General features: G+C 74.2%; 10 protein-coding genes and 1 pseudogene. 4 read left to right on the forward strand and 7 right to left on the reverse strand.

Annotated features, from left to right (window positions below):
* Positions 1-7 precede the first annotated feature (7 nt).
* From POF43_RS02705 to panB, 3 genes are all read right to left on the reverse strand, one after another.
* A complete protein-coding gene (locus POF43_RS02705; protein ID WP_271324866.1) occupies positions 8-838 on the reverse strand; it encodes an ABC transporter permease in 831 nt (276 codons plus the stop codon).
* Positions 835-1869 carry an ATP-binding cassette domain-containing protein gene (locus POF43_RS02710; protein ID WP_271324865.1) on the reverse strand — a complete coding sequence of 345 codons (1035 nt, stop codon included), beginning with the start codon at positions 1867-1869 and terminating at the stop codon, positions 835-837. Before POF43_RS02710 ends, POF43_RS02705 begins: the two co-directional genes overlap by 4 nt.
* Before the next feature lie 292 nt (positions 1870-2161).
* On the reverse strand, positions 2162-3037 hold the full coding sequence (panB, locus tag POF43_RS02715; RefSeq protein ID WP_271324864.1) for a 3-methyl-2-oxobutanoate hydroxymethyltransferase: 876 nt from the start codon (positions 3035-3037) through the stop codon (positions 2162-2164).
* 391 nt (positions 3038-3428) lie between these two features.
* On the opposite strand from panB, the gene POF43_RS02720 reads away from it, so the two are divergent.
* From POF43_RS02720 to POF43_RS02730, 3 genes are all read left to right on the forward strand, one after another.
* Positions 3429-4454, forward strand: a complete 1026-nt coding sequence (locus tag POF43_RS02720; RefSeq protein WP_271326028.1) for an endonuclease/exonuclease/phosphatase family protein — start codon at positions 3429-3431, stop codon at positions 4452-4454.
* A 491-nt stretch (positions 4455-4945) separates the two neighbouring features.
* Entirely contained in the window at positions 4946-6160 is a 1215-nt protein-coding gene (locus POF43_RS02725; protein WP_271325905.1) for an MFS transporter, read from the forward strand.
* Between the two features lie 446 nt (positions 6161-6606).
* Complete coding sequence (locus POF43_RS02730) at positions 6607-7236, forward strand: GNAT family N-acetyltransferase (protein WP_271325210.1); 630 nt, start codon at positions 6607-6609, stop codon at positions 7234-7236.
* A gap of 100 nt (positions 7237-7336) precedes the next feature.
* Here POF43_RS02730 and POF43_RS02735 read toward each other — a convergent pair whose 3' ends face one another.
* The 3 genes and pseudogenes from POF43_RS02735 to POF43_RS02745 form a co-directional block, all read right to left on the reverse strand.
* Positions 7337-7939 (reverse strand): GNAT family N-acetyltransferase, encoded by a 603-nt coding sequence (locus POF43_RS02735; RefSeq protein ID WP_271325209.1) that lies wholly within the window; start codon positions 7937-7939, stop codon positions 7337-7339.
* 101 nt (positions 7940-8040) lie between these two features.
* A pseudogene (locus tag POF43_RS35075) lies at positions 8041-8169 on the reverse strand (IS5/IS1182 family transposase); the annotation flags it as partial.
* Positions 8170-8331: 162 nt separating this feature from the next.
* Positions 8332-8919 (reverse strand): NADPH-dependent FMN reductase, encoded by a 588-nt coding sequence (locus POF43_RS02745; protein WP_271325208.1) that lies wholly within the window; start codon positions 8917-8919, stop codon positions 8332-8334.
* Between the two features lie 88 nt (positions 8920-9007).
* On the opposite strand from POF43_RS02745, the gene POF43_RS02750 reads away from it, so the two are divergent.
* Positions 9008-9496 (forward strand): MarR family winged helix-turn-helix transcriptional regulator, encoded by a 489-nt coding sequence (locus POF43_RS02750; protein ID WP_271316944.1) that lies wholly within the window; start codon positions 9008-9010, stop codon positions 9494-9496.
* Between the two features lie 83 nt (positions 9497-9579).
* On the opposite strand, the gene POF43_RS02755 is transcribed toward POF43_RS02750, so the two are convergent.
* Entirely contained in the window at positions 9580-12834 is a 3255-nt protein-coding gene (locus POF43_RS02755) for an RNA repair domain-containing protein (RefSeq protein WP_282704376.1), read from the reverse strand.
* Positions 12835-12923: the final 89 nt, after the last annotated feature.

Below are 12923 nucleotides of genomic sequence, written 5' to 3' on the forward strand. Positions count from 1 at the left end.
CGCTGCCTCACGCCTTCTTGCGGAACCGCATGACCGCCAGCGGCGCGGTGACCGCGGTGATGCCGATCGCCCAGGCCAGCGTCATCCACACCGAGTGCGCCACCGCGCCGCCGTTGACCAGCGCGCGGGAGGCGTCGGCCAGGTTGGACAGCGGGTTGACGTCGGTGAACGACTGGAGCCAGCCCGGCATCGTGGTGGTCGGCGCGAAGATCGAGCTGCCGAACTGGAGCGGCATCAGCACCAGCATCGCCACCCCTTGCACGGACTGGGCCGTCTTCATGGTCAGACCCAGCAGGATGAAGATCCACATCAAGGACGCGCCGAAGACCAGCGACAACACCACGGCGGCCAGCAGGTGCAGCACATCGGTGTGGACGGTCATGCCGAGCGCGAAGCCCATGCCCAGCAGGATCGCGGTGGCGACCAGCATCCGGCCGATCTCGACGACGATCTTCGCGATCAGGACCGAGGACCGGGCGATCGGCATGGTGCGGAACCGGTCCATCACCCCCTTCTTGAAGTCGTCGTTGATGCCGGTGCCGACCGCCTGCGCGATGTTCATCCCCATCATCGCCATCAGCCCGGGGACGACGTAGTTGACGTAGGCCGCCTGGTGGCCCTTGCCGGAGATCGCGCCGCCGAAGACGTAGACGAACAGCAGGGTGAAGATGATCGGCATCAGCAGGGCGTCGAACATCGACTCCGGGTCCTGCTTGATCTGGAGCGCGTTGCGCCGTACCAGCGCGCTGATGTGCCGCAGGTTGGCCCGCAGTCCGATGCGGCCCTCGCTGCGGGCGCCCCGCACGGCCGCCGGTGGTGTGATCGTCGCCGTGCTCATACGGCAGCCCCCTCGAGGTCGTCGCTGTTGTCGGCCGCCGGCCGCGGGTCCTGCGGTACGGACGCCTTCTGTCCGGTGACGGCCAGAAAGACCTCGTCCAGACTGGGCAGGCTGGTGCCGATCTCCGCGATGCCGAAACCGCGTTCGGCCAGCAGGCGTACCACGGCGGTCAGTTGGTCGTCGTCGACGATCGGCACGGTCACCGTGCCGTCCTCGACGTCCGCGGTCGCGCCGCCGACCCCGGTCACCGGGGAGGCGGCCAGTGCCTCGGCCATCTCGGCCGGCCGGTGGCCGTCGGTCGGGCGAATCCGCAGGGTGCGGCCGCCGATGCGGGCCTTCAGCTCGTCGACCCGGCCCTCGGCGATGACCCGGCCGCGGTCCACCACCGTCAGCTCGTCGGCGAGCTGTTCGGCCTCCTCCATGTACTGCGTGGTCAGCAGCACCGTGGAGCCGTCGCCCACCATGCGCCGCACCTCCCGCCACACCTCGTTGCGGGTGCGCGGGTCCAGTCCGGTGGTCGGCTCGTCCAGGTAGAGGACGGCCGGGTGGCCGACCATGCTGGCGGCCAGGTCCAGCCGACGCCGCATACCGCCGGAGTACTGCGCCGCGGGGCGCTTGGCGGCCTCGGTGAGCGAGAAGCGTTCCAGCATCTCCTCGGCCCGCCGCCGGGCGTCCTTGCGGGACAGGTCCAGCAACCGCCCGATCATGTAGAGGTTCTCCCGGCCGGACAACTTCTCGTCCACCGAGGCGTACTGCCCGGTCAGCCCGATCACCCGCCGCAGCTGCCGGGGCTGCGTCAACACGTCGTACCCGGCGACCATCGCGGTGCCGGCGTCCGGCTGGACCAGGGTCGACAGGACCCTGACCAGCGTTGTCTTCCCCGCGCCGTTCGGGCCGAGTACCCCCAGGACCGTGCCCTGCCGGACGTCCAGGTCCACCCCGTCGAGCGCCTTCGTGGAGCCGTAGTGCTTGACCAGGCCCCGAACTCGCACGGCCGATTCGCCGCCGCTGGTCGCCTTGATGCTTGTCATGCCTCTAGATTGCGCCATGCCACCGACACCGGGCCGACAGACCACTGACAGCCCCGCCCACCCGCTGACAGCCCACTGACGGCGGGCGCGCTCCGCGGGGTTACGGAGTCGGGCGCCGGTGCCGGTACGGGTACGGGCGCCGGTGCCGAAGTCGCCGCTCCGGGTGGGGAACGACGACGCCGGCGGCTCCCGGGGGACCCGCCGGCGTGGCCGGTGGAGCGGGCGGGCGCCGGACGGGCACCCGCGGATGTCGGTGAACGTGTCGGTGGACGCCACGAGACGCCGGCGGAGGTCAGTGGAAGCTGTGCTCCTCGGCCGGGTAGGCGCCGCCCACGACGTCGTCGGCGAACGCCTTCGCCGCGTCGCCCAGCGACTCGCGCAGCGCCGCGTACTGCCGGACGAACTTCGGCATCCGGCCGTCGGTCATGCCGGCCATGTCGGTCCACACCAGCACCTGCGCGTCGCAGCCGGAGCCGGCGCCGATGCCGACGGTCGGCACGTGCAGCGCGGTGGTGACCTCGGCGGCCAGCTCGGCCGGGACGAGTTCCAGCACGACGGCGAACGCGCCGGCGTCCTGCACCGCCTTGGCGTCCCGGCGCAGCTGCTGGGCCGCCTCCTCGCCGCGGCCCTGCACGGGGTAGCCGCCGAAGGCGTTGACCGACTGGGGGGTCAGGCCGATGTGCGCCATCACGGGGATGCCCGCCTGCACCAGCAGCTCGATCTGGTGGGCCGAGCGCTCACCGCCCTCCAGCTTCACGGCGGTCACCCCGGCCTCCTTGACCAGCCGGGTGGCGCTGCGCAGCGCCTGGGTCGGGCCCTCCTGGTAGGAGCCGAACGGCAGGTCGCCCACGATCAGCGAGCGGCTGGTACCGCGTACCACGGCCGACGAGAGCATGATCATCTCGTCCAGGGTGACCGGCACGGTGCTTTCGTAGCCCAGGTGGCAGTTGCCGGCCGAGTCGCCGACCAGCAGCACCGGGATGCCGGCCTGGTCGAAGACGGAGGCGGTCATCGCGTCGTAGGCGGTCAGCATGGGCCACTTCTCACCGCGCTCCTTGGCGGCGGCGATGTCCCTGACGGTGATGCGTCGTGTGCCCTTGCCCCCGTACAGCGCCTTGCTGCTGTCGGCCTGCGGGCGTGCCGGATTCTGCGCAGCCACGTGCGTCATGGCTCGGCTCCTGTTCATGTCTCGAGGCGCCCTTACGGCGTCCCCGGATCACTTCCATGCTGACACGTCGCGCCGGAGCCCGTAACCCCGCACGAGCGAGACGTGTGTCGCCCACGAGGGGCGTGGTCCGCACGGTCCGCACGGGGACGGCGGAACCCGTCGGGGGTGCCGGGCGTCCTGACCGGTGAGGGGCCCGCGGCGCCGGTGCCGCGCCGCGCCGCCGGGGGACCGGTGGGGCGGGCGGGGTCTAGGGTCGAAGGGCGGCCGGCCGCCGCGACACGGCATCCGGGTGAACGCCGGCGGCCCGCGTACCGGCGGATCGGCGGGGGCCGCGCGGGGGCCGGCGGGACCGGCGGGTGGCAGGCGACGGCGAGACGAGCGAGGACGGCGTATGGCGCAGGCACGGACGGCTGGCGGTGCGCGGGGCGGGCGTCCGGCACGTGCGGACCGCACCGGCGGCGGACGGCCGCGGGCGGCCTGGCGGGACGGCGGCGTCTGGCGGCGCGGCCGGGTGATCGCGGTGCTGGCGCTGCTGACCGGACTGCTGATGATCTTCCACCGGGCGGTGCCGAACCGCGTCGGCAACCTCGGCAGCCTGCTGGAGACCTTCCTGCCCTGGCTGGGCCTGGCCGTGCCGGTGCTGCTGGCCGCCGCGCTGCTGCGCCGCTCGGTCACCGCGCTGCTGGTGCTGCTGCTGCCCGCGCTGGTGTGGGCCGACCTGTTCGGCGGGCTGCTCGAACCGAAGACCGCCGCCGGCGGCGACCTGACCGTGCTGACCCACAACGTCGACGCCGCCAACCCCGACCCGGCCGGCACCGCCCGCGATGTGGCCCGCTCCGGCGCCGCGCTGATCGCGCTGGAGGAGCTGACCCCGAAGGCCCTGCCGGTCTACGAACACGTGCTGGCCGCCCGCTACCCCTACCGCGCGGTCGAGGGCACGGTGGCGCTGTTCAGCGCGTACCCGCTCAGCGCGACCCGGCCGGTCGACATCAAGCTGGGCTGGACCCGCGCGCTGCGCACCACCGCCGCCACGCCCTACGGCCCGGTCGCGGTCTACGTGGCGCACATGCCGTCGGTGCGGGTGCACTTCGACGGCGGGTTCACCGCCGACCAGCGCGACACCAGCGCCACCGCGCTGGGCAATGCGATCGCCGAGGAACGGCTGCACGACGTGATCCTCCTCGGCGACCTCAACGGCACGATGAACGACCGGGCGCTGTCGCCGATCACCGCCCAGATGCGGTCGGCACAGGGCGCGGCGGGCGACGGGTTCGGCTTCAGCTGGCCGGCCGCGTTCCCGATGGCCCGGATCGACCAGATCATGGTCAGGGGCATCGACCCCACCAGCTCCTGGGTACTGCCGGCCACCGGCAGCGACCACCGCCCGATCGCCGCCCGCCTGGAGATCCCGCACTGACGATCCCGCCGGGGGTCCCCGCCGGGGGTTGGGCGGTGCGGGGTGTCCGGGCCGGGGCCGCGGGGGTGCGGGGCTTCCCGGCGGGGTGGGGCGTTCCCCACGCGGGGCTTCCCGGCGGGGTCGGCTTCCCGGTGAGGGCGGGCGTTCCCCATGCGGGGCTTCCCGGTGAGGCGGGCGTCCCCTTCGAGGCCGCGGGCGTTCGCACCGAGGCATGGGCGTTCCCACCGAAGCCCGGACGTACCCGGCGAGGTCCGGGCGTTCGCACCGCGGTCCGGGCGTTCCCGCCGAGGTCCGGGCGTGAAATGCGTCTCCATCGGGAGGGCGCGCGCCCGCGGCGGGGGCGATTCGTAACGGAGTTCGGCGTTTTGTAGCCGTCCTGACGCACAGCGGTCACATGCGGGGAAGTGCCGTGCCGCATACTTTGTTCAGTAGAGGAACATACTCGCCGGCCCTTCGCCGGCGCCCCCGCCGACCGGAAAGGCACCACCCCCATGCCCCTCGCCCTGCTGGCCCTCGCGGTTGCGGCATTCGGCATCGGCACCACCGAGTTCGTCATGATGGGCCTGCTGCCCGAAGTGGCGACCGACCTGCACACCTCCGTCCCCGCGGCGGGATATCTCGTCTCCTCCTACGCCCTCGGCGTGGTCGTCGGCGCGCCGCTGCTGACCGCGGTGTGCGCGCGGCTGCCCCGCAAGCGGGTGCTGATCGGCCTGATGGCGCTGTTCACCGTCGGCAACCTCGCCTCCGCGCTCGCCCCCGGCTACGACTCGCTGCTGGCCGCTCGCTTCTTGGCCGGCCTGCCGCACGGCGCGTTCTTCGGCGTCGGCGCGGTGGTCGCCTTCCGGATCGGCGGCGAGGGCCGCGGCGCCCGCAACGTCGCGAAGATGTTCCTCGGACTGACCCTCGCCAACGTCCTCGGCGTCCCGGCGGCCACCCTGCTCGGCCAGCACCTCGGCTGGCGGGCGACCTTCGGCGTCGTCGCGGTGATCGGCCTGGTCGCGGTCGCCGCGCTGGCCGTCCTGGTCCCCGAACTGCCCGCGGCCGGCCCGGCCGCCGGACTGCGCCGCGAGGCCGGCGCGCTGCGCGACCGCCAGGTGTGGCTGGGGCTGCTCACCACCGTCTTCGGCTTCGCCGGCGTCTTCGCGGTCTACAGCTACCTGGCGTCGATGCTGACCCGGATCACCGGCGTCACCGACACCACGGTCACCGTGGTCCTCGCGCTGTTCGGCGTCGGCATGACCCTCGGCGCGCTCATCGCGGGACCGCTCACCGACCGCGCCCTGCGGCCCACCCTCTACACCTCGCTCGGTGCGCTGACCGTCGTGCTGGTGCTCTTCCCGTTCGCCGTCCGGCACACCGCGACCGCGCTGGTCGCCGTGGTCCTGCTCGGCCTGGTCGGCTTCGCGACCACCACGCCGCTCCAGATGATGGTCATGCGCAAGGCGTCCCACGCCCCCACGCTGGCCTCCGCCTCCAACCAGGCCGCCTTCAACCTGGCCAACGCCGGCGGCGCCTGGGCCGGCGGCGTGGCGATCGCCTCCGGCTGGGGCTGGACGTCCCCCGCCTTCGTCGGTGCGGCCCTCGCCCTCACCGGCCTCGCCGTCGCCGTCACCGCCGGCCGCCTCGACCGCACCGGCCCCCGCACCCCGATCCGCTCCCGCGTCGTCGCCTACGCCGTCCGGGAACGCGACCGCGAGACCGCGTAGGACGTCGGGGGACTGGCTCCGGCGGGGTGCGGTTTCCGGGGGCGGGGCGGGGTCCGGCGGCGGTGCGGGTTCTGGCGGTGCGGTTTCGGGCGGCGGGGCGGTTCTGGCGGTGCGGTATTGGCGGCGGTGCGGTTTCCGGCGCCGGGAGCAGTGGCGCAGCGGCGGCAGGGCCTGGCGCGGGTCGGAAATCCGGAACGCTGTGTCCACCGCCGACCCACGACCCCGCGGCTTCCTCTGCCCGACCGGCCCGACCGGCCCGACCGGCCCGACCGGCCCGATCCCGAACAGACCGTCCCCACCGGGCAGATGAGGGTCGGCCGGCATGAATGATCGGAAGAACCGGGGGATCGCCCAGCTGCGGGTTGCGCGCCCACCGGGCTCAGCACGACCGGTGGACGGTGGAAAAAGGCTGGCCACCGGCCCGATGGCCGGGTAGGAAGGACGCCATGAGCACCTCCGCCGCCCAGAACGACGCCGACCGGCGGAGCTTCGTCCGCACCACGCTCGACCTGGGCGATGTGCTGCTGCACCCGTGGGGCCGGGCGACCGCCGGGCCGGACACCGTGCTGGACGACCTGATCGCCGCGGCGGCGGACCCGCTGATCGCCCTGTGGAACCCTCTCGCGACAACCGACCGCGGCGACGCCCTGGCCTGGCTCGAAGCTCGCGACGAGGGCTGGGACCGCGGTGCCGTCGCCTCGTTCGCCGCGCGGAACGCCACCGACGGCGCCCTGCTGGGCAGCGTGATCCTGCGCTGGACCGACCGCGCGGACGGCGCGGCGGTGATCGGCTACTGGACGCTGCCGGCCGCCCGCGGTCGGGGCGTTGCCACCCGGATGACGAGGGCGGTCACCAGCTGGGCGTTCCGCACGGCCGGCGCCCGCCGGATCGAGCTCGCCCACGCGGCCGGCAACGAGGTGTCCTGCCGGGTGGCCCACCGCTGCGGCTACCTCCCCGAAGGCACCCGGCGCGCCTCGCACCGCTTCGGCGACGGGGCCCACCACGACGAGCACCTGCACGCCCGCCTGGCCACCGACCCGGAACCGGCCGCTCCCGCGGAGGGGCCGACGGGGTAGGACTCCGACCACCGGGCGGACGGGCGAGCGACACGGCACGGCACGCCAGGAGCGTGGGCCGGGCAACGGACCAGCGGCCTGCCGGCCGTGACCGGTGGGATCAGGCGTGGTCGGCCGGTTGCCGTCCGTCGGCCTCCTGGCGGAAGTCCAGCATGTAGAAGACCTTGTCGTAGCGGCGCGTGCCGACGGCGACGAAGTCGGGCAGCCGGCCGTATTCGCTGAAGCCCAGCGACCGGTAGAGGTGCAGGGCGTTGCTGTTGTCGGCACGGGCGTCCAGGGTGAGGACCTCGATCCCGGCCCGCCTGGCGTCGGCGATCACGGCGGCGGTCAGGGCCCGGCCGACGCCGCGGCCGTGGGCGGCGGCGTCCACCGCGAGCTTCTCCAGGTCGGCGTGCGGACGATGGGTCGGCCGCGCGTAACGCAGCCAGTACCCCAGCCCGACCAGCCCGCGGTCGACGTAAGCGGCACGCAGGCCCCCGTCGCCGGCGTGCACCGCGGAGACGACGTGGTCGAGGAGTTCCGCCACCTCGCCGGGCGAGGGCGGTTCGACCCAGCCGAGTGCCGCACCTCCGCAGACCAGGTCCGCCAGGATCCGATGGGCCGACTCAGCGAACCGGGCCCGCAGGTCCGGATCGGACGTCAGCTCCCGCACGTCGAGGATGACGGTCTCACCGCTCCCGCCGCTGGTCATGGCCGTCTCCATGACCGGCAGCCTAACCAGCCCTCATCCTGGCGAACGCCTTCCACTCCAGCGCCTTGCACTCCTACGCCCGCCAATCCCACGCCGGTCACGTCCCACGCGGGTCACGTGCTGATGGGACCGGTTGCTGGTGGAGTCCAGAGGTGGGCCCAAGTCCCGTCGCGCTCCCAGCGGGTGAACCACTCATAGGCGGTCTGCCATGGCCCGTGGCGTTCCGGCGGGTCGCGCCAGGGCGCGCCGGTTCGTCACCGCCATAACGCGCCGTTGATCACCCGCCGGTGGTCGCGCCGCGGACGGCCCGGTCCATCGGTAGCCGGGAGCAGGGGTTTCCCGGCCTCCCGTGCGGCGTCGGTCGGCTCGCCACGTCCTGTCACGGGATCGGCCACGAACGGGCCTCAGACAGCCATGGCCGTCTGCGTCCTGGCCCGGCGCACCCCGCGCAGGGCGCCGGACCAGGCGATCACCTGATCGAGCATGCCCGTCACGGCGGTCTCCAGGCCCTCCTGGGGGACGAAGGCCCCGGTGTGGAATGAGGGGTGTGTCGAGATGGTGGGCTGAGCGCGGACCGTGGCTATCTGAAGTTCGGCGAGGACGAGCCGCAGCGCTTCGGCGGCCCGGGCCCCGGCGACCCAGCCGCCGTAGCTGATGATCCCGGCGGCCTTGTCGTTCCACTCCCGGTAGACGTGGTCCAGGGCGTTCTTCAGGGCTCCGGGGTAGGAGTGGTTGTACTCGGGGACGAGGAATACGTAGCCGTCGAAGCCGTCGATGAGTGCGCCCCAGGCGCGGGTGTGGTCGTGCTGATACTGCTGGAGGTTCGGGTTGCCGGGCTCGTCGAGGTTGCCGAGGTTGTGGTCGGCGAGGTCGACGAGCTGGTAGTCGGCGCCGCCGTGCGCGCGGGCGGCCTCCAGCGCCCAGGCGGCGATCTGGTCGCCGCGGCGTCCGGGGCGGGTGCTTCCGAGAATGAGTGCGATGCGGAGCGGCATGGTCTTCCCTCCGGAGGAGTTGTCACGTCAACTCTAGGCGGAGGCGAGTTGATGTGACAACTCTCCTGGTGGCGGTATCCTCGGCGACATGAACGAGACCCGATCGCTGGAACCGGAGGAGTGGGAGTTCTGGGACGTCTGGATGCGCGCGCAGCGCCTGCTCACCAGGGAGCTGGAGCGTGGTCTGCAGCGTGACTGCGACATCTCGAAGCCCGAGTTCAGCGTGTTGGTGACGTTGTGGCAGGCCGCCGGCCCCGAGATGCGTGTCGGCGAGCTCTCCGAGTCGCTCGGCTGGGACAAGAGCCGTGTCTCGCATCAGCTGACGCGTATGGAGAAACGCGGCTTCGTCGAGCGCACCCAGTACGGGGCCGACGGCCGCCGCGCGGGGATCGGGCTGACGGCCGAGGGCCGCCGCGCCGCCCGGCATGCCGTCCTCGTGCACGGCGGCAACATCCGCCGCCACTTCTTCGAGTCACTGACCCCCGAGCAGGCATCAGTCATCCGGGCGTGGAGCGGGCGAACAGTCGACCGCTTCGAGCCGCCCCCCGGCGAGGCTGCCGGCGACGGCGCGTCCTAGACCGCGTCCCGCATCACCCCCTGGGCGCCGCCGATACGTCCCTGGGCACCGTCGACCGGTCCTACCCCAGCGGTCGACCGGTCCTACCCCAGTGTGGGTACGTCCCCGCCCGCGGCCCGGGTCACCGTCACCCCGGGCAGCCCCCGCGCCCAGCGGGCCGACAGTGCGGCGAGCCGTCCGGCGTCCGGTGGGGTCCGGCCCAGCCCGACGGCGTAACGCAGCCGGTCCGGCGTGCTGCTGAACGGGCGCGGCCAGACGTGCGCGTCCGGTACGCCGCCGTCCTCCAACGCCGCCGCCAGCGCCCGCACCCGCCCCCGGAACCGGCCCACCGTCACGCCGAACTCCTCACCGCCCACCGCGTCCACGGTCAGCACCGCCCACGCCGCGTGCCGCCGGTGCGGTGCCTCCGGCCCACCGAGACCGCCCCCGGCCGCCAGCAGCTCCCATGTCCGGTACAGCTCCGCCGTCAGCAACTCCCGCGTCCCCGAGCCGACTTGCGCCGTGCACGACCGCACCGGCGCGGTGGGCGTCAGCACGGTCAGCGCATCGCCCGGGCGGTCCGACTCCTGCGTGACGCACGCGGAACGGACCCCGGGGGAGCCCGACTCCGGTGCGACGGAACGGGATTCGGCGAAGTCCGCCGGCGACAGCGCCACCGGCTCCCGCCAGTCCCACGCCGCCCACGTGCCGAAGAAGCGCCGCAGCAATGCCTCCGCCGCGTCGTCGGTCACCCCGTGAGTCCCGGCGCCCTCGCACTCCCCGGCCGCCGCCGCGTCCAGCACGGTTCGGGCCGCCAGGACGCTCCACGCCAGCCCCGGCAGCCCGCCGAACGGCGCCGAGTCCAGGCCGCGGGAGGCCGCCCACGCCTTCACCGTGCGGGCCAGCCGGGCGAAGGCGGCGTGCCGGCCGGCGACCGCGGCCACGACGGCGTCGGCGTCGCTGACCGCGCTCAGCGCGACCGCCGCCGCGTCGCCCAGCTCCGTCCGCCGCGCGACCGCCCCCGCCGGCGCGACCTCACCGGTGCCGACCAGCACCAGGTCGACCGCCACCCCCTCCGCCCGCCAGCGCAGCCCCGGCACCCGGGCGCCGGTCACCTCCCGTACCGCGGTGCCCGGCGGCAGCACGGCGGCCACCTGCCGCCGGACCGCGCCGGTGTCCACCGCACCGGGCAGCGCGACGACCAGGTCCAGGTCGGCCCCGGCCCGCGCGCACCCCGTACGGCGCGACCCGACGACCCGCGCGACCCCGCCACCCCGCGCCGCGACATCCTCCAACCGGGCGACGAGGCCGGCCACGACCCGGTCGGCGGCCGTCGCGCGGTCCGTGATCCGGGTGTCGTCGGGCGTCGCGCGGTCCGAGATCCGGGTGTCGCCGGAGCCCGTCGCGCCGTCCCCGGTCCCGGCACCGTCGAAGTCCGTCGCGCAGGCCAGGATCCCGTTGCCGTCCGCGATCCCCGCCCCGCCCGCAGCCGTACCGCTGCCCCCGGCCCCGCCCTCCGCCTCCCCCTGCGGACGTGCCTCCCCCCGCGGACGCACCCCTGCCTGCGGATGCACCCCTGCCCACCGCACCTCACCCGTGCCCAGTGCCACCGTCGCCCGGATCGCGAACGGTTCGTCGCCGCGCCGGGACAGCACCGCCAACTCGCCCACGTATGACGTCAGTTCACCGATCCGGGGTGCGCACTCCGCCGCCAGCCGGGCGGGTTCGCGGGTCCGGCCCAGCGTCAGGTGCGGTGTCCAGCCCTCGGCCCGGCCGCGGCAGCGGGGGAAGCGTCGTTCCAGCGCCCGGCGCAGCGCTTGCCACGGTGCCGCGCCGCCGGCCGCCGGGTCCAGCCACACCGTCGCGTCGTCACGGTGGTCGAAGGAGCGCACCCCGGCCAACACCGCTTCGAACGGCGGGACTTCGGCGACGGCTGCCGCCAGCGGTCCGAGCGCCGCGTCGAAGTCCGCCTCCGGTACGAAGCCAAACAGCACGTTGACGTGCGGCGGCCAGCGGTCCACCTGCGGGTCGTGCCGCCGCCGGACCTCCTGCACGGCCGGCCACAGGCCACGCGGCGGTATCCACGCGACGGCGGTCCGCGCGGTCGGCGGTACGTCCAGCACCTCAGGCTCGCCCAGCACCTCAGGCTCGCCCAACGCCTCCGACCCGCCCAGCACCTCCGACCCGCCCGCCGCGTTCAGCCTGCCCGGCACCCCCGGCGCGACCCCCACGGACCACCCCGACATCGCCTCCGGCATCAGCTCCGCCACCACCCCGAAGTGGTCCGAGGCGAACCAGCCCTCGGCGTCCGGGAGTTCACCGATCAGCCGGACCCCTCGCGGGCGCAGCGCACCGCCCGGGCGCAGCAGCACCCGGTCCAGCCGCGCGGCCCGCCCGGTGAGTGACGAGACCGCCGCCAGCGGATTGACCGACGGGTCGAAGGTCGGCGTGCGGTCGCGTGCGCCGCGTACCGTCGACCAGACGTCCGACAGGCCCAGCGCCCGCGACGGCGTCGCACCGCCGTCGTTGAAGTCGCCGGCCAGCACCACCTCGCCGTCGATGCCGGCCAACCCCTCGGCGATCAGGCCGAGTTCGGACCGCCGCCGGTCCGCGCCGGCCGGGGAGTGGTCGCTCGACAGATGCGTGACCGCCACCACCACCGGTCCCGCCGCGGTCTCCACCGTGGCCGCCAGCAGGGCCTTGTGCGGCCCCAGCGGCCGGTCGCCCGCCTCCCGTACCGGCAACCGGCTCAGCAGCAGCAGACCGGTGTCCGCGACCGCCCGGCCGCCTGGATCGCCGGCCAGCAGGTAACGGGCTTGTACCCACGGGGAGTTCAGCACCGCCCGCAGCAGGGCGGCGTCGACCTCCTGCAACGCCACCACGTCGGCGTCGGCATGCTCCAGCGCCGCCAGCAGCATCGGCCGCCGCCGCGCGCTGTCGATCCGGTCGGCGTCGTAGCGGTCCCACAGCGTGTTCCAGGTCAGCACCCGCAACCGGCCGTCCCCCGGCGGGCGTTCGGCACCCTCGCCGGTCACCGGCGTCCAGCCGCCGGCCACCGCGTCCCAGCGGTGCGGGGTCCGCGCGGTGAAGTGCGGTGCCCGCAGCAGCCGGGCCCGCCGCACCCGGCCGGCCGCGCAACCGTCCAGCCGGTCCAGGCCCGACGCCCGGTCCCACACCGGCTCGCCGTCCGCCTCGACGAACTCCACCCGGTGCCACGGGATCTCCCCGCCCGGCACGAACGACGCCAACGGCACCCGCTTCGCCACCGCGCCCCGCTGCCGCACACCCAGCACGAACCGCGCCGGGTCGAACCGCGCGTCCCAGCGCACCCGGTGGTAGATCTCCTCACTGGTACGCATCAATCCCCGTCCCTGTCACCGTTGTTGTGCGATCCCGCGGTGTCGCGCACCGTCGCGTGCGTGTCGATGTGCCGGTGCGGTCCGGCTCG

The sequence above is a fragment of the Streptantibioticus silvisoli genome (assembly GCF_027947535.2).
In the GTDB taxonomy this organism is placed as follows: domain Bacteria; phylum Actinomycetota; class Actinomycetes; order Streptomycetales; family Streptomycetaceae; genus Streptantibioticus_C; species Streptantibioticus_C silvisoli.